Below are 17,472 nucleotides of genomic sequence, written 5' to 3'. Positions count from 1 at the left end.
GCTTATTTCAGTGCGGCCAGCGCGGCATCATAATCAGGTTCGGTGGTGATCTCGTTCACCAACTCGCTGTGCAGCACGTTATCTTGCTCATCCAACACCACCACAGCGCGCGCGGTCAGCCCGTGCAGCGGGCCAGCGGCGATAGCGACGCCGTAGTTGTCCTTGAATTCCGCACCGCGCAGCAAAGAGAGCACGACCACGTTGTTCAGACCTTCTGCACCGCAGAAACGCGATTGTGCAAACGGCAGATCGGCGGAGATACACAGCACTACAGTGTTATCCAGCTCAGAAGCCAATTGGTTAAATTTGCGCACGGAAGCGGCGCAGACACCCGTATCGATACTTGGGAAGATATTCAGGATTTTACGCTTACCGGCGAACTGGGTGAGCGCGACATCGGAAAGGTCCTTGGCAACCAGTGTGAAGGCAGGAGCCTTACCGCCTTTTTCAGGAAAGCTTCCGGCTACAGTGACAGGATTGCCTTGAAAATGCACATTTTTTGACATTTCTTTGTCCTTCAATTACAGGTGGTTAACACGGTCATCAGTGTAGGGCAACATTAGCAACATTGATATAAAAACTTTTGTTGCAACAAGGTGACACACGGGGACAGATAGCGTTCGCTGGCATCATCGGCGGAAACGGCGGGCAGCTCTAAGGTAATGCAGGGCAACTGGTGCTCTGCGCACCAACTGCCAAAAGAGCCTGGCGTGGGATAACCAATATGCTCGACCTGTGGCAACGAGAAGGCCTGTGACAGCCATCCTGCCAGCGAAGAACGGTCCGGGTCGTCAACGCAGGCAAGCGGTTCGTGGAAGGTGACAATCCAGGCCGGATCGAGACGTTCAATCAGCGAGCACAGTGCCTGGGTTTCAGGCTCGGAGCCGGGATAGGCGCCGGTGGAAAGCTGCACGTCGCGTTCAGGCGTGGCGCTGTTCCAGCGGTAGACCGTATTGGCCTCCTGCCAGTTACCGGTGGGGAAATTCCGGTTCAGATCAACGCCATTGGCGTTGGCGCGCAGACCAAGCTGGCAACCATCCGGATTAACGCACAGCACCAGATGCTGGTGGCGCTGTCCGGGGAGCAGGCTACGCAAGGCGCAGGAGAGAACGGCGATCGATGCGGCTTCATCGCCGTGGGTGCCCGCGAGAATCAGTCCGGTATCGCTGCTGGCGTGCTCGGCAGGGAAGTAGAGTAACGGCGCGCCCAGCGCGGATGAACCATAGCGTTCACCGGATATCTTAAGGGGTCCACGCTGGTGGCGTGGTGTCAGTAAACTCGTGCCCGTCATGATGATGCCCAAGCCTTATTGTGGTCATTTATTTGACTACTTCATCATAAACGGTGTGATGAAAAAAGTCTTATTCGTGCCCCGTTTCGCATTGATACACACAGAGCGCCAACCCAATAAGGCGGCATAGCCCATTTCCCGCTATCATGGTTGCAATACACTGTGACTGATACCGTAACCTGATGATGGATGAGGTGAATGGCTATGCAATACCCTAATAATACCGGGCTGAAACGGGGCGTATCACGCAGCCTGCTGGCGGTCATTTTGGGCTCGATAACGGGCAGTGCGGTAGCGGCCAGCGTGCCCGCCGATGCGATATTGGCGGATAAGCAGGAAATTGTCCGCCATATCAAAGATGAACCCGCCTCTCTGGATCCGATTAAAGCGGTCGGCTTGCCCGAGGCGCAGGTGTCGCGCGATCTGTTTGAAGGGCTGCTGAATCAGGACGCACAAGGACGGGCGATCCCCGGCGTTGCGCTGCGCTGGCAAACCAATGACAACCGCACCTTTCTGTTTACGCTGCGTGATGATGCACGCTGGTCGAATGGCGATGCGGTGACCGCACAGGATTTTGTCTACAGTTGGCGGCGTTTGGTTGATCCCGCTAACACCTCGCCGTTCGCCTGGTTTGCCCGTCTGGCGGGAATCGTCAATGCCGAGCAGATCATTGCCGGGACTCAGGCTCCCGACCAGTTAGGCGTGACGGCGGTGGATGCCCATACGCTACGTGTGCAGTTGAATAAGCCGGTGCCTTACTTTGTTAACCTCGTTGCCCATTTCAGCCTGTTTCCGGTGCACCAGAAAACCGTTGAACAATTTGGTAACGACTGGACTAAACCGGGAAATCTGGTGGGTAACGGCGCTTTTGCGTTAAAAGAGCGTGTGGTTAACGAGAAGCTGGTGCTGGCGCCTAACCCTTACTACTGGGATCGTGCCAACACCCGGTTGACCAAGGTGACTTTTGTGCCGATCAATCAGGAATCCAACGCTACCAAGCGCTATCTGGCGGGCGATATCGATATCACCGAATCCTTCCCCAAACAGATGTACCAGAAGCTGCTTAAGGATGTGCCGGGGCAGGTGTACACGCCGGAGCAGTTGGGAACCTACTACTACGCCTTTAATACTCAGCGTGCGCCAACCAATGATGCGCGCGTGCGCCGGGCGCTCTCCTATGCGATCGATCGCAAGATCATTGCCGAAAAAGTGCTCGGCACCGGAGAGAAACCGGCCTACCGCTTTACGCCTGATGTGACGGCAGGCTTTACACCTGAAGCTAACCTGTTGCAGCACTACTCGCAGGAAGAGTTGGATATGCAGGCCAAAGCGCTGATGGCCGCGGCAGGCTACGGGCCCGATCGCCCGCTAACGCTGTCACTGCTGTACAACACGGCGGAAAACCATCAGAAAATCGCTATCGCCATCGCCTCGATGTGGAAGCAAAAGCTGGGCGTCAACGTCAAGTTGACCAATCAGGAGTGGCAAACCTATATCAATAGCCGCAACAGCGGTGATTTCGACGTGATCCGTGCGTCCTGGGTGGGCGACTACAATGAGGCCTCGACGTTTCTGTCATTGCTGACCTCAACGCACAGTGGAAATATTGCGCGTTTTCGCAGTGCGGATTACGATCGGGTGGTCAACGATGCCAGCATGAAAACCGATGCGGCAGCGCGCAACACGCTGTATAACCAGGCCGAGAATCTGCTGCTGGACGCCGCGCCTATCGCCCCTATCTATCAATACACTAACGGCCGTTTGATCAAACCCTGGGTAAAAGGCTACCCGATCACCAATCCCGAAGACGTGGCTTACAGCCATACCCTCTATATCCTGAAACACGGGTCGTAACTGTCAGCGATTAGGCAGCCCGTTTTGCGCGGGCTGCCTACGGCTAGCGAACGACAAGCACCGAACAGGTGGCGTGTCGCACCACGGCGGCCGCGTTGGATCCCAGTAAAAAGGTTGTGGCGCTGGGGCGGTGGGAGCCTATGATGATGAGGTCAGCATCAAGCGAATCAGCAAGCTTCAGGATCTGCTCCTTGGGCGTGCCGGTCATGATGTGAGGCATAACCCTGTCTTCCGGCAGGTTAAAACGCTTGATAACCTCGGTAAATGCCGCGCTGGTGTTGCGTTTCATCTCCTCAATATCGGGCAGCCCGGCAGGATAGGTAACACCAAGGGTGGTGTAGTAGGGGTATGAAGGGAGCACGGTAACAAAGTGCACGTAGGTGTCATGGAGCTTCGCCAACGCCTCTACGTGCGTAACAACGCGTTGCGTTAACTCATTTTCAGATATGTCGATGGGAACGAGCACGGTCTTATACATATCACCTCCTGTTTATTATCTGATGCGGAAACAAGAGCTCATCTACACTGTAGCCGGTTTTTACAAACGGGCAGTGATATGTGTCAAAAATGTGCTATTCGACGATAAAGCACACGCGTAACGACCGGGAGCGATTTTGTTACTGATTGAATTTGCGAAAAATCTAATTATCGCTAGGCTTTAGCTGTTGTAAAACCGTTACGGTATCACCGTCATTGTGATGTTGTAGCGTAAGGGCTGTAGGAGAGAAAAACATGAAGCCGTTTGAAGGAAAAATATTGCAGGATTCAGAGGCGGTTCATGCCTGCCAGTTGGATGGGCAGGGCGGAATCAAACCGATTTCGGCGGAGGGGCAGGTCGATAGCACGCATCCTTGCTGGCTGCACCTGGATTACAGCCTGCCCGGCAGTGCGCGCTGGTTGAATGAAACGCCGCTGCTGCCTGACGGCATTCGTAATTTACTGGCCGGAGAGAGTGCGCGCCCTCGGGTCACGCGCCTGGGGGAGGGGACACTTATCACCCTGCGCAGCATCAACCTCAATGCCGATTCGCGCCCAGACCAACTGGTGGCCGTGCGGGTCTTTATCACGGATACGCTGATTATCTCAACGCGCCGTCGTAAAATTGCCGCTATCAATGATGTGCTGACCGATTTGCAGGAGGGCAACGGGCCCACCGACAGCGGCAGCTGGCTGGTGTCGGTGGCGGAAGCGCTGACAGACCAAACCAGTGAATTTATCGACGACCTGCACGAAAAAATCATCGATTTGGAAGATGACCTGCTGGAGCAGAAAATTCCGGCGCGCGGCACGCTGGCATTGATTCGCAAGCAACTGATTGTGCTACGGCGCTACATGACACCGCAGCGCGATGTCTTTTCCCGCCTTTCTGGCGAACGCCTGGCCTGGATGGGCGATGACGATCGCCGCAGGATGCAGGAAATTGCCGAACGCCTTGGGCGCGGATTGGACGATCTGGACGCCAGCGTTGCCCGCACCACCGTGCTGGCCGATGAAATTACCTCACAGATGACAGAGGCGCTGAATCGACGCACCTACAGTATGTCGGTGTTGGCGATGATATTTTTGCCAACCACCTTCTTAACCGGGCTGTTTGGCGTCAATCTGGGCGGGATCCCCGGCGGTGGCTCATCCATGGGGTTTATCACCTTTTGCCTGATGTTGCTCGCCTTGGTGGGGGGCGTTGCCCTGTGGTTAAAGCGCAGTAAATGGCTATGAAATTTTCCAACGAGTTACTGCGTTTGCTATCACATTATGTTGAGTGTCTTCAAAAAAAATTGAATATATTGAGAAATATCAACATTTCATGCACTCAGGTACGGCACTATCACTCTCGCAGGTGAATGCAACGTCAAGCGATGGGCGTTGCGCTCCATATTGTCTTACTTCCTTTTTTGAATTACTGCATAGCACAATTGATTCACACCATGCCGACGTTTATGTCGGCATTTTTTTTGCCTGAAGGTCAGGCGGGCACCGCAGTGCCCTGGCATTATTTGATTTCGATAACGTTAAGGCGCTCAGGTTCGGCAACGGCATCGTCCTCGGGGTGCCAACCGACCGGCTGGAGCGGAAGCGTTTCACGATCGAACGCCAAATCGCCACCGTCAATCACTTCGCTGCCGTGCTGAATTCCCTTGAAATCGAAAAGCTGATGATCGGCCAAATGGGAAGGCACCACGTTTTGCATGGCAGTGAACATGGTCTCAATGCGACCGGGATGACGTTTATCCCAATCGCGCAGCATATCCTTGATCACCTGACGTTGCAGATTAGGCTGCGATCCGCACAGATTGCAGGGGATGATCGGGAACGCACGCGCTTCGGCAAAACGTTCGATATCTTTTTCGCGACAGTAGGCCAATGGGCGAATCACCACGTGTTTACCGTCGTCGCTCATCAGCTTGGGCGGCATCCCTTTTAGCTTGCCACCGTAGAACATATTGAGAAACAGCGTTTGCAGGATATCGTCGCGGTGGTGACCCAGCGCAATTTTGGTGGCTCCCAACTCGGTCGCCGTGCGGTAGAGAATACCGCGACGCAGCCGTGAGCAGAGCGAGCAGGTGGTTTTCCCTTCAGGGATCTTATCCTTCACGATGCCGTAGGTGTTCTCTTCGACAATCTTGTATTCGACGCCCAGACTGTCGAGATACTGCGGCAAAATATGCTCAGGGAAACCCGGCTGTTTCTGATCGAGATTGACGGCCACCAGTGAAAAATTCACCGGGGCGCTCTGTTGCAGATTACGCAGTATTTCCAGCAGCGTGTAACTGTCTTTACCGCCGGAGAGACACACCATAATGCGGTCACCCTCTTCAATCATATTGAAGTCAGCGATCGCTTCACCCACGTTGCGGCGTAAACGCTTTTGCAGTTTGTTGAGGTTGTATTGCTGCTTTTGATTAATTTGTTGATTTTCTTGCATTTTATTTCTTTTCCAAACGCTTGGGGGGCACCACAGGGGCAAATCGATGCACAGGGAAAGCCGTTTATTCAGCATTCCGACCCGATCTGCATTCAGGTCTTCTATCCATTTGCCCTAGATTTCATATACCTATTGTGCATTTTCATGCTCCCTTTGTGTAGTGATCAACCAGGGGTTGGTTCTTGCAGAAAGCAACCTGCATGTATAAGTATGGCGCGTATGGTACGGATTACGGCGACGAATGCCAGATCGTTTTACTGCTGAGTTCGATAATTGTGCCACCATCCCCACCCACATTGGGCGAGGATTTGTCGGACATTGGTTAAAATATTACTCTGTTTGGTAGTCTTTTAATTTTATCAAACAACTGGACTTGGTTTCATAGTCATAACATTTCTGAATGTAAATGTCAGGGTTCTCCTCTAAGGGATAGGGTATACATAAACTATTCTTTTGTGTACAGCTATCGAGTTGAGTGCTTTTTATCCTTTGTTTAATGTTAAGTTTTTTTGTGTCTATATTTCTTTGGGGTTCGACCACTCTCACCACTGGTTTATTGACATCCTCTGGATTTTCACAGGGCTTTTCTTTTGAGTAAAGGAAGCAATATCTCTGGTAGTTATCAGTATTAATATGCCTGACATGGCAATCTTTATAATGAGTTGTTGAATTATCACACACTTTTGTTTGTTTAAAAAAATCTCCCCTTGGGTTCTTTCTCATTGATTGTATTGATTTTATCGTACTCGCGCTTGAGGTTAACGCTTCTGCTTTTTGTGCGGATTGATCCGTGTCGGGTCTGAATTGCATAGCTTCGGTTGTTGACTGTGTCGCCGACGATAGGGGCATTGAAAATGGACTTAACGGTGAGTGGTCATTTGGTGGGCAACTATTACCAGGTACTATATTGTTTTGTTGTCGCGCCCACAAAAAAGCGCCGCAACTTACACTGGCACCTGCAAGTAAGCCCAATCCAAATATCGTTTTCCATCCGCATGAGGGCGCAGTGGAAAATGAAAAATTATTGTATTGCTGATTTTGTTGAATTAACTTATCACTTTTTAGTACCAATGACCTCCCTTCCTCTATGAACCTCAGTTCTTCAGGTGTTGCTTTCTGTGTCGATGCTGATGATGACGGAGAAAAAAATTCACGTACAGAACAAAGTAACGATCGTTGCGTATCGGATGAGCTTGAACAAGGCTTGTGTAGCGTATGATCTTCTTGAGAGTTAGAGACAGTGGATATCTGATTTAGCGTCTCATTTGATTGGGTTTCACGATGGTAATGTTGTATGGCGGTATTTTCATGATGGGTGCTTGTGATAGCATTCGTCTGCATTGAAACTCCATTTTAAATATCAATTTCTAAGTTTTAACACTATGGTTTATATCGTTGTCGGTAAAGACTATAGTTTTAAGCTGATAAGACTACAATTGTAAATAAAACCGAATTGGTTCAATTGTTAACTTAGTTTAAATAACACTGATTTTGTTACAAATAACGATACCGTATTTAATTTGAAGGATTTATGATATTTTGCATTGATTGTTATTTGCTACTGAGATTTACGCGCATGATATGATAATCATTATGTTTTATCATTCAAAGGAAATGTAAATATTAACATTATCAAAGACAGTGACCAACGGTTTCTATAGTTAACTATTTGAGTTTAAATGGTAAGTATGGAGAATTATAATTTATCCGGTGTTTTATTTTCAAAATATTATATCAATGCTGATTATGTGAATGCATCTTCGCTTGGAAATGTTTTCAATCATGCAGTTGATTTTTACTCGTTATGATTAATCGCCCGGAACTCTTATTTCAGTAATTGCTCGGTTTCTACAGGCTATGAGATGAAGAGCCAATTAATAAATAATATTTTTAGTTTTTTAAATTCTTGGTTGGATAAGTTTCATGACGGAAAAAATATTCATGGCAATATTTTCCATTGATTAAAGAACAATGATGGTGATGGCGTCATCGACTCTCTCTGGTATGGATAAGGCCGATTGGGCGATTGGTGATGGGGGAAGCAGTGAGTGGGCAACCTCCACTATTAATGCGAAGGCGTTGTTGACCGGAAGGAGGCTGTAAGGCACAAAAAAAGCTGCCGAAGCAGCTTTTTTTCGTATAACACGGGTGCTTAGAAAAAGCCGCCTTTCGGGGCATTTTCGAATAATTTGATATAGGAATCGATGATGTCTTTGAAGAAAGCGCGAATTTTCATTGTTGACTCCGTATAGCGTTAATAAGTTGGCGATATCTGTTATTGCCTTGTTGCTGTCTATAATATGACTTTCGTCACACAATGCAAGTTTTTTGTGATGTGTGTCGCAAAATTATCACGTCGTCATTCCGCCCGTGGAGCAGAAAAATAATAGTGCGGGTGGCGTGACCTGCCGCGCAATGCTGACGGTAGCGACGCGAAGACCCTCACGTAATGAGAATAAAACAAGTAATGGAGCCAATGAATGAAAGGGTATCAATGGCTATTGGTCGGTATCAGCGCTGTGCTGGTAACCGCATGCAGCAGTGACAATCATTCGGTTGCGCAGAGCGAGGCCAATACGATAAGCCGGAATGAGACCGCATTATTGCTGAAAAGCAACTCGCCGGCAGAGGTCAATTGTACGTTGGCGGGCGGCACCATGGCGCAATCTCGGCAATTGAATGGCAGCAATATCGGCACCTGCCAGTTAGCCAACGGTAAGCGTTGCGATGAATCATCGTTACTGAACGGGATGTGTCCGGCGGGCTGAGTTGCTATTGCCCGCCGGTCAGGGTTATGCGTCCAGCTGGTTAGGGCAGGATTCACCTTGGGCAAGTTGCTTGATGTTGCTCAGGGTGGTTTGAGAAATGCTGAGCAAAGCCTCTTCGGTCAAAAAAGCCTGATGGCCGGTAAACAGCACGTTGTGACAGGAAGATAAACGACGGAACACGTCATCCAAAATCACATCGTTGGATTTATCCACAAAGAACAGGTCGCGTTCGTTTTCGTACACATCCATCCCGAGCGCGCCAATCTTCTGCTGTTTCAGAGCGTCAATCGCGGCCTGCGAATCAATCAAACCACCGCGGCTGGTATTAACGATCATCACACCATCTTTCATCTGCGAAAAGGCATCGGCATTCAACAGATGGTGGTTCTCCGGGGTGAGCGGGCAGTGCAGAGAAATGACATCAGATTGCGCATACAGCGTGTGCAAATCCACGTACTGTGCGCCCAGTTCCAACGCCTGAGGATTGGGGTAGGGATCGAAAGCCAGCAGTTTCATGCCGAATCCTTTCAGGATACGCATCGCCGCAATGCCTATTTTCCCGGTACCGATGATCCCGGCGGTGCGCTGGTGCATATTGAATCCAATCAGCCCCTCCAGAGAGAAGTTGGCATCGCGGGTACGTTGGTAGGCACGATGAATGCGGCGGTTGAGGCACAGCATCAGCCCGACGGCGTGCTCGGCAACGGCTTCAGGTGAATAGGCGGGCACGCGCACCACGTCGATGCCCAATTCTTTTGCCGCCTCGAGATCCACGTTATTAAACCCGGCGCAGCGCAGGGCTAGCGTTTTTACGCCCAGTTGTGCCAGTTCGGTTAGCACCTCGCGGCCGCCGTCATCGTTGACAAAAATACACACCGCCTGACTGCCCACCGCCGTTTTGGCCGTTTGCGCGCTCAGCATAAAATCAAAAAATTCAAGCTCGTAACCAAACTGCTGGTTGGCTTTTTCCAAAAATTTACGGTCGTACTGCTTGGTGCTGTAAATAGCGATTTTCATCACGCGTCTCTCCGCAAGAATACTTCCGCTACGTTAGCAAGAAAATCAGGGCGAGACAAACCACCGACTGCGGTATCGCGGTGGTTTGCTGAAAAAGAAAGCACAGAAAAATCAGGTTATTATCTGCGCACGGTGCTGAACACAGAAACGGCATCTGCCATGGTGGAGATCTGTTTTTCCAGACAGTCAATCGCGGAACTGGAGTGGGTCGCCAGCAGCGTGTTTTGGCGCGTTAGCTCGTCAATGTTATTAACCGCATCAGTAATCTGATTGAGTCCGATGGACTGTTCCTGGGTTGCCAAACTGATCTGACCCACCAGCTGGGTGACCTGCTGCACCTGAGTGAGAATATTTTCCATCGAATCACTGGTATGGTGCACCAGCTTATCGCTTCGGCTGATGTTATCGATGGTGGTATCAATGATGCTCGCGATGTCCTTGGCGGCGATAGCACTGCGCTGCGCCAACGTGCGCACTTCACCTGCTACCACGGCGAAACTTCTGCCCTGATCGCCGGCATGCGCGGCTTCCACGGCGGCGTTGAGCGCCAGGATATTGGTTTGAAAGGCCAGATTGTCCAGCACGCTAATGATCTCGTTAATCGCCTGGCTGGATTGCGTCATGGTATCCATGGTACTGGCGACTTGCTGAACCGCTTTTCCGCCCACGTCAACCGCGCTGTTGGCATCCATGGCACACTGCGAAGCCATGTGGGAAGCGGTCGCGTTATTTTTGACGGTAGCGGTTAACTGTTCCATTGACGCTGCGGTATTTTGCAGGCTTTGCGCCGTATCCTCACAGCGCTGACTTAGCGTCAGGTTGTCATGGGCGATGGACACACAGGCGCTGCGCACTTCTCGCAGTTGTCCGTTCACGTCATCCACAAAGGTGCGAAAATTCATGCCTGATTGATTGACAGCACGCAGCAACATGCCAACCTCATCGACACGATTTAATTGGAAGTGGTTGTCTGCCTGACCCGATGCAGAGTTAATTGCCTGAGACAGAATTTTTTCTAACGGGGCGGCAATATGTCGCACCAGAAACTCACTGGCAAGCAAGGTGGCGAAAAAGAATGACAGCAAAAAGAGGGCGAGCGGCGGCGTAATGGGAATGGTGACATATAAGGCCATCAAGGTAAAAACAAACAGCATCAAGAGATAGCTGCGAATACGCCAGCGCAACGGGATGACTTTGCCGATACTGAGAAGTTTTAGCGGCCCGGTAAATATCAACACGCCCTGGTAAAGGGTTCGATAGGTGAGCTTGCCATCATTCATTTCCTGATACAGCGCGCTGGCCTGTTGAATGTCTTCTTGCCCGACGGGCGTGCGCACGGACATGAATCCCGCCAGTTCGCCGTCTTTCATCAGCGGCGTAGAGCTGGCTTTAACCCAATAATAATCCCCGTTTTTTCGCCGATTTTTTACCACCGCCGTCCAGAGCTTTCCTGCTTTCAGGGTACGCCACATATCTGCAAATGCCAGAGGCGGCATATCGGGATGTCGCACAATATTGTGCGGCTGTTGAAGAATTTCGTCGGAGCTGTAACCGCTGGCGGTAATAAAGTCGGCATTGGCATAGGTAATATGTCCGGTCGGTGTTGTGACCGACATTAATTTAGCTTTTTCATCTAATGGATACTGAATGTCGCTTACAGGAAAGTTCTTTCGCATTTGCCAGTCCTTTTCGTTAATGCCAATACGACAGCGATAAAGGTTCGAATGATAATGACAATACACATAACCCCGCTCAGGCTGATTACCCGCAAATACCGGAAACCGTGAGGAGGCTAATGACTTTTTTGTGATAATGGCGAAGCGTGATAAATAACAAAAAACGACCCTATTCATTATAGGTGACGTCCAGAATTTTGAAGGGTGCAGCAATGTTTTTCGTGTGAGAAAAAAAGACCGGACAGTGTCCCTATCCGGCCCTGAACCGAGGGATTAACGCGGGGCGTTGAAAACGGAAATGGCGCGGGCCATATCGGCAATTTGTCGCTCCAACTGATCGGTCGCGCTGTGCGACTGTCCCGCTAATACCGTATTTTGATGGGTCAGTTCATCAATCTTGGTGACCGCGCTGTTGATCTGATTCAGCCCGTGTGATTGCTCCTGCGTGGCAAGGCTGATCTCTTGCATCAAATTGGTGACACGCTGCACCTGCTGTAGAATGTTGCTCATGGACGAATGGGTATGAGAAACCTGGTGTTCACCGGCGCGGATGGTGTTAAGCGTCTCATCAATGATGGCGGCGATGTCACGCGCCGATGCGGCGCTCTTTTGTGCCAACGAGCGCACTTCACCGGCCACCACGGCAAAACTTCGCCCCTGTTCTCCGGCATGTGCGGCCTCAACCGCCGCGTTGAGTGCCAGAATATTGGTCTGAAAGGCAAGGTCATCGAGCACGCGGATAATATCGGTAATGCGCGCGCTGGACTGGGTGATCGCCGCCATGGTCGCAGAGACCTGAACTACCGCCTCCTCGCCGCTGTTGACCGCCCGATTGACGTCCTGTGTGAAATGAGACGCTTGCAATGTGGCGTCCGCATTGCTTTTAATGGTAGCGGTGAGTTGTTCTACCGACGCCGCCGTCTGTTGCAAATTGTCCTCGGTGTCTTCACAGCATTGCGACAGCGTATGATTACCCTCTGCAATATCACGGCAGGCGGCATTCAGCGCTTGCAGGTTGCTGTTGACGTCGTCAACGAAGGTGCGAAAGTTCAGGCCGGATTGGTTTACTGCACGCATCAGCATGCCTATTTCATCGACGCGATCCAGTTGCTCCATGGAGTCTGCCTGACCGGCGGCGGCGCGCATCGCCTGCTGCAAAATATGCGCCAGCGGAGCTGCTACCTGGCGAACCAGTAATTCGCAGCCGGCGAGGGAGCAGGCGGCAAGCAGCCCCAGCCATAAGGACGCAGAGGGGGTGGTATGCAGGGCTGCGCCAGCCAGTGACAGGGGCAACAGGCTGCACAGCAGAAAGCAGATACGAATACGCCAGCGCAAGGGTAAGGTTTTTGTCAGGTTCAACCACCCCCACAGGCCGCGATAGACTAACAGGCCTTGAAAAAAGGTTTGGCGTGTCAGTTTGCCGCGGTTAACCCGGTCATACAGGGCTTCCGCCTGGGCGATTTCCTCGTGGGTAGCGGCAATCCGCACCGACATATACCCGGTAAGTCGATCGCCCGTTTTTAACGGCGTGGTGCTCGACTTAACCCAGTAAAACTCGCCGTTTTTACGGCGGTTTTTGACTATACCCGTCCAGATTTTGCCCTTTTTGAGTGTGTTCCACATATCCGCGAACGCGGATGGCGGCATATCCGGGTGTCGGATAATATTATGAGGCTCCCCCATTAGCTCCTCGGCGTGGTAGCCGCTGACCTGGATAAAGTCTTTGTTGGCGTAGGTAATAAAGCTACCGGGCGTGGTCACAGACATAAGCCGTGTCTCAGCGTCCAATGGATAGCGCTGCGAGAGGATGGGGAGATTTTTGCGCATGACGTAGTCCTTTAAGTACAAATTCCGGGTACAACGTTTGCATCACAAGAAATGTATTACCTAACCTGCATGCTGTTACCCGTGGCCGTGGCACTTCTATGCTTATCACTGTGCCTTAAGCCTGCGATGATTTTGGTGCTAAAGCATTGCAGCTTTTACGCGTAAGTAAACATTTTATCACTAATCTGTAAGTAATATGTGCGCTGAATGGTGTAAGGCGTGACTGAATAGGTTAATGAATGTTAATAATAAAGAAGTATACACACTTCTGCACAGGTGAAAAAAACTGCTGCCGATCGGATGAGCAATGAGAAAGTGTCTGTTTGCCGCAGGAAGCGCGATGCTGCTTGCGCTGGTTGTCTGGTATACCTCACCCCAGTGGCTGGCCGCTGCGGCGAGAAGTGTATTGCCTGAAGGCGCATCCTTCACCTTGAAATCACGTCCTGTCTGGATCCAGGGCGTGAACACGGCGGGCGTGCGCATTGCGCTGGGCGACTGTGTGCTACTGGATGTCGATAACATCCAGCTCACGCGCGCACCACACCGTTGGCGCGTGGACATTGACCGCTTGACGCTCGATACCGCCTGTCTGCCTGCGTCTTCCTCCGATGGTGCAGACGCCGAACCGGCGTTACTCGCGCAGTGGCAGGCGCGGCTGTTCGCTGCTGAAATCAATATCGGTCGTCTGGCAGTGTTGCCGTGGGACAGCTATGCCGGGCAACTGCATCTGGTGCTTGACCGCCAGCAGCAATCCCTGCGTTACCGAAGTGAACTGTTATCGCTGACGGCAAAAGTGGAAGACGCGCATTTCACCTTGGAGAGTGCGGAGTTCTCTGCGCCTGATGTCGCTTCTCGTCTGGTGCTGCGCGGTGAGGCCGATCTGGCGGAGAGCGTGTCGCATCCGCCGCTGCGTGGCGCTTTGCAAGGGCGCATGGAAAGCGGCAGCATCCCCGATCCGCTCACGTTGGCGCTGAACTGGCAGGGAACGCAAGGGGTTCTGCGTTTGGAGGCGCAACATGACAGCACGCCGCTGGTATCGCTGCCGTGGAAAATGAGTCCCGATCGTATCGATATCGAAAACGGCGTCTGGCGTTGGCCTTACGCCGCGCAACCCTTGTCAGGCAATGTCTCGATGACGCTGCACGACTGGCGCGACGGTTGGCAGCAAACGCGCATTGATGCGCGTCTGAATATGCTGACGCAAGGGCATAACGGCAGGGCAAACGCGGTGCTGGTGCTGGGGCCTGGGCGGTTGGGGCTGCTTGACAGCGCCTTACGCTTCCAGCTTACCGGGCAGGCCAATCTAGCCGATATCTCGTTGAGTGCCACCATTCCCGGCGAGATCCGTGGTTCTGTTATCAACCCCACCCTGGCGCTGTTGCCGGGATCGCTACTGCGTGCCTGGGGACGCCCCTCGGCGCAGACGGTGCTGGAGGAGGCGCGCTGGCCGCTGGCCGGCCTGCGGCTGAATGCCAACGGGGTGAATGGTCGGTTACAGGCGATCGTCCGCGCGCAAGATCGCTATTGGGGCCGTATCGCGCTGCATCTGGATGGACAGGCACATGATTTCTGGCCGGACAGCGGCCGCTGGCAGTGGCGCTATTGGGGGGAAGGGCGCTTGCCGCCGCTCGGGAGCCAGTGGGATGTCGCCGGACATGGACGCTGGGAAGATTCGCTTATCACGGTTGAGCAACTCTCCAGCGGGTTGGATCAGTTGCGCTATGGCCATGTACTGGCGCACCAACCGCGTTTAACCCTGACGGCCCCCTTGCAGTGGCAGCGTAAAGCAGGGGAAGAACATTTCGCTGGTGCATTGCGCTTGACATCACAGCGGGTTGACCTGGGGGAAGGCGGATACCTTCCTCCCTCACAGTTGCTGTTTAGCGTCGACGGACGTAGCCCATCAAATTTTCAATGGCAGGGCGATCTCAATGCCCAAGCGATTGGTCCGGTAGCGCTGCGTGGCCGCTGGGATGGAGAGCGTCTGCGCGGTATGGGGTGGTGGGCGGCACAGCCGTTAACCGTGTTTCAGCCACTGCTATCGCCAAAACTCAACATCAACGTGCGTTCGGGTGAATTTTATGCGCAGGTGGCTTTTTCGGCTGCCCGCCAGCAGGGCTTCAGTGCAGGCGGACACTGGGTGGTGAAGAATGGCAGCGCCTGGCTGCCGGATGGGGAAGTGCGCGGCGTCAATTTTGTTTTACCGTATCGCTTTGCGCAGCATCGGTGGGAATTCGGTGTCAGGCATCCCGTCACGCTACATATCGACAAACTGGTCAGCGTCTTCACCATGCAGGATATCCATCTGGCATTGCAGGGCGCTTATCCTTTCGGTGAGGATCATCCTCTGATTTTGTCGCAGGCGGAGATGGGCGTACTCGGGGGGCGGGTCAGCCTCTCCGCGCTGCGTTGGCCGCTGCGCGATCCGGTGTTGTTTACCGTTGAGGGTGTCGATCTCAGTGAACTGGTGACCGCGCTCAAGATAAAGCAGTTTGCCCTTTCGGGAAAAATGAGCGGCGTTCTGCCGCTGGATTTCACCGACCCGAACAAGATGATTACGCGCGGGCAACTGCGTAACGATAAGTCACTCACGCTGCGTCTTGACCAACAGTTGGCCGATGAGCTGGCGCAACGTAATATGGCGCAAGGTGCCGTGGTGAACTGGCTGCGTTATCTGGAAATCAGCCGTGCCTATGCCTCTGTGGACATGACGCCGCAAGGTGAAATGGCGCTGCTGGCGCATATCGAAGGCAAGAACTCCACGCGTAGCATGCAAAAACCGGTCATACTTAATTACCGCCACTGGCAGGATCTGAGCCAGCTTTGGCAAAGCCTGCGCTTTGGCGGCACCGTGCAGGACACACTAGAGCAACGAGCCAATGAACGAGAATAAATTCAGGAAGAGCGGCAGGGCGCGCATGCGGCGTGGTTCTGTCTGCGTGCATCACGCGGCTATAAGCCTGCTAACCCTGTTGCTGGCAGGCTGTGTGCCGCGCATTGAGGTGGCTGCACCTACCACTCCGATCACCATCAACATGAACGTCAGGGTGGAGCACGACATCACCATTCGTGCCGATAAGGACGCCACGCGATTGCTGGAATCCGGTAATAACGCGGCGGTGGATGCGGTGAATGAAAGCGAAAGCCGGGTTAAAACCACAACCCGCGAGCAGGCGCGGGCAGAAACGGTGGTCAGTCCCGCCGCGGCGGCGGCACAGGGGCGCTGAAAGCAAAAAAAAAGCGCGTCGAAAGACGCGCAGTGGCTAACCAAAACACACAATATTGAGACAGGGTAGTAATGATGAATCTGGGATCTGATGGCGCTGGCGCCATCAGACAACGGCAAGCAGGGGTTAGGCTGCTGCCAGTGAAGAGAGCTGCGCTTTTGCCGTTTCGGTCGCTTTCTGAGCAACATCCGGGCCGTAGCCGTAGCCTTCTGCGAACACAAATTCCACGTTGGTAATGCCGATAAAACCGAGGAACAGACGCAGGTACGGTTCCAGCAGGTCAGACGGGGTGCCTTTATGAATGCCGCCACGGCTGCTCAGCACGATAGCGCGCTTGCCTTTCACCAGACCTTCCGGACCCTGTTCGGTGTAGCGGAACGTCACACCGGCACGGGCAACCAGGTCAAAGTAGTTCTTCAACTGGGTCGGGATATTGAAGTTGTACATCGGTGCGGCCAGTACCACCACGTCATGCGCCTGCAATTCGGCAATCAGGGTATCAGACAGTGCCAGCGCTTCTTGTTGACGCGGGGTCAGCGGCGCATCGGAAGGACGCAGTGCACCCACCAGTTCACCATCCAGCACCGGAACCGGGTTGGCTGCCAGGTCACGCACGGTCAGGGTATCGTTAGGGTGCGCGGCTTGCCATTCGGCGACGAAGTGATCCGCCAGTTGGCTTGACTGGGAATACCCTGCCAGAATGCTGGATTTAAGAACTAGTACTTTGCTCATTGTGTCATTCCTTTTCTCGTTTGGATGGGGTACGTCTTGTCATTGCCCCCGGATGACTAGCATCTTATGCAGTGTACCAACAGGTTGAAAGTGCAATATTTCGAGGGCATTGTTCGATTTTATTGAACAAGAGAAAAAGGGCGCGGTGATAACAGCC

At 52.6% G+C, this 17,472-nt stretch carries 15 protein-coding genes and 1 pseudogene; 6 read left to right on the top strand and 10 right to left on the bottom strand.

Annotated features, from left to right (window positions below; translation table 11 throughout):
- Window positions 1-2: 2 nt before the first annotated feature.
- Both tpx and mpaA read right to left on the bottom strand, forming a co-directional pair.
- Window positions 3-506 carry a thiol peroxidase gene (gene tpx, locus J5067_RS05625; protein ID WP_264642895.1) on the bottom strand — a complete coding sequence of 168 codons (504 nt, stop codon included), beginning with the start codon at window positions 504-506 and terminating at the stop codon, window positions 3-5.
- Between the two features lie 53 nt (window positions 507-559).
- The gene (gene mpaA, locus J5067_RS05620) at window positions 560-1,291 is read right to left on the bottom strand and encodes a murein tripeptide amidase MpaA (protein WP_264650637.1); all 732 of its coding nucleotides are present in this window, start codon (window positions 1,289-1,291) and stop codon (window positions 560-562) included.
- A gap of 204 nt (window positions 1,292-1,495) precedes the next feature.
- Here mpaA and J5067_RS05615 point away from each other — a divergent pair, with 204 nt between their 5' ends.
- Window positions 1,496-3,145: a peptide ABC transporter substrate-binding protein gene (locus J5067_RS05615; RefSeq protein WP_319802381.1), complete on the top strand. Its 1,650-nt coding sequence runs from the start codon at window positions 1,496-1,498 to the stop codon at window positions 3,143-3,145.
- Window positions 3,146-3,188: 43 nt separating this feature from the next.
- Here J5067_RS05615 and uspF read toward each other — a convergent pair whose 3' ends face one another.
- On the bottom strand, window positions 3,189-3,623 hold the full coding sequence (gene uspF / locus J5067_RS05610) for a universal stress protein UspF (RefSeq protein WP_264650636.1): 435 nt from the start codon (window positions 3,621-3,623) through the stop codon (window positions 3,189-3,191).
- Between the two features lie 254 nt (window positions 3,624-3,877).
- Here uspF and zntB point away from each other — a divergent pair, with 254 nt between their 5' ends.
- On the top strand, window positions 3,878-4,861 hold the full coding sequence (gene zntB / locus J5067_RS05605; RefSeq protein ID WP_264642892.1) for a zinc transporter ZntB: 984 nt from the start codon (window positions 3,878-3,880) through the stop codon (window positions 4,859-4,861).
- A gap of 274 nt (window positions 4,862-5,135) precedes the next feature.
- On the opposite strand, the gene ttcA is transcribed toward zntB, so the two are convergent.
- The 3 genes and pseudogenes from ttcA to J5067_RS05590 all read right to left on the bottom strand — a co-directional run bounded on the left by ttcA (window position 5,136) and on the right by J5067_RS05590 (window position 7,409).
- Window positions 5,136-6,068 carry a tRNA 2-thiocytidine(32) synthetase TtcA gene (gene ttcA / locus J5067_RS05600; RefSeq protein ID WP_264643736.1) on the bottom strand — a complete coding sequence of 311 codons (933 nt, stop codon included), beginning with the start codon at window positions 6,066-6,068 and terminating at the stop codon, window positions 5,136-5,138.
- 54 nt (window positions 6,069-6,122) lie between these two features.
- Window positions 6,123-6,335, bottom strand: a pseudogene (locus J5067_RS05595) (site-specific integrase); the annotation flags it as partial.
- 63 nt (window positions 6,336-6,398) lie between these two features.
- The gene (locus tag J5067_RS05590; protein WP_264642891.1) at window positions 6,399-7,409 is read right to left on the bottom strand and encodes a hypothetical protein; all 1,011 of its coding nucleotides are present in this window, start codon (window positions 7,407-7,409) and stop codon (window positions 6,399-6,401) included.
- 639 nt (window positions 7,410-8,048) lie between these two features.
- Here J5067_RS05590 and J5067_RS05585 point away from each other — a divergent pair.
- Complete coding sequence (locus J5067_RS05585) at window positions 8,049-8,171, top strand: hypothetical protein (RefSeq protein ID WP_264642890.1); 123 nt, start codon at window positions 8,049-8,051, stop codon at window positions 8,169-8,171.
- A gap of 377 nt (window positions 8,172-8,548) precedes the next feature.
- The gene (locus J5067_RS05580) at window positions 8,549-8,836 is read left to right on the top strand and encodes a DUF333 domain-containing protein (protein WP_264629310.1); all 288 of its coding nucleotides are present in this window, start codon (window positions 8,549-8,551) and stop codon (window positions 8,834-8,836) included.
- 24 nt (window positions 8,837-8,860) lie between these two features.
- On the opposite strand, the gene J5067_RS05575 is transcribed toward J5067_RS05580, so the two are convergent.
- The 3 genes from J5067_RS05575 to J5067_RS05565 all read right to left on the bottom strand — a co-directional run bounded on the left by J5067_RS05575 (window position 8,861) and on the right by J5067_RS05565 (window position 13,356).
- On the bottom strand, window positions 8,861-9,853 hold the full coding sequence (locus tag J5067_RS05575; RefSeq protein ID WP_264650635.1) for a 2-hydroxyacid dehydrogenase: 993 nt from the start codon (window positions 9,851-9,853) through the stop codon (window positions 8,861-8,863).
- Window positions 9,854-9,972: 119 nt separating this feature from the next.
- Window positions 9,973-11,529: a PAS domain-containing methyl-accepting chemotaxis protein gene (locus tag J5067_RS05570; RefSeq protein WP_264642888.1), complete on the bottom strand. Its 1,557-nt coding sequence runs from the start codon at window positions 11,527-11,529 to the stop codon at window positions 9,973-9,975.
- A gap of 273 nt (window positions 11,530-11,802) precedes the next feature.
- Complete coding sequence (locus J5067_RS05565) at window positions 11,803-13,356, bottom strand: PAS domain-containing methyl-accepting chemotaxis protein (protein WP_264650634.1); 1,554 nt, start codon at window positions 13,354-13,356, stop codon at window positions 11,803-11,805.
- Window positions 13,357-13,663: 307 nt separating this feature from the next.
- Between J5067_RS05565 and J5067_RS05560 the strand changes: the two genes are divergently transcribed.
- Both J5067_RS05560 and J5067_RS05555 read left to right on the top strand, forming a co-directional pair.
- A complete protein-coding gene (locus tag J5067_RS05560) occupies window positions 13,664-16,249 on the top strand; it encodes a YdbH family protein (RefSeq protein ID WP_264650633.1) in 2,586 nt (861 codons plus the stop codon).
- A 25-nt stretch (window positions 16,250-16,274) separates the two neighbouring features.
- Entirely contained in the window at window positions 16,275-16,583 is a 309-nt protein-coding gene (locus tag J5067_RS05555) for a YnbE family lipoprotein (protein WP_264650847.1), read from the top strand.
- 126 nt (window positions 16,584-16,709) lie between these two features.
- On the opposite strand, the gene J5067_RS05550 is transcribed toward J5067_RS05555, so the two are convergent.
- The gene (locus tag J5067_RS05550) at window positions 16,710-17,315 is read right to left on the bottom strand and encodes an FMN-dependent NADH-azoreductase (protein WP_264642884.1); all 606 of its coding nucleotides are present in this window, start codon (window positions 17,313-17,315) and stop codon (window positions 16,710-16,712) included.
- Between the last annotated feature and the right edge of the window lie 157 nt (window positions 17,316-17,472).

Source organism: Candidatus Symbiopectobacterium sp. NZEC151 (assembly GCF_025962655.1).
Lineage (GTDB): Bacteria > Pseudomonadota > Gammaproteobacteria > Enterobacterales > Enterobacteriaceae > Symbiopectobacterium.
Note: the sequence above shows the minus strand (reverse complement) of the source record. Positions and strands in the feature narration are given on the sequence as shown.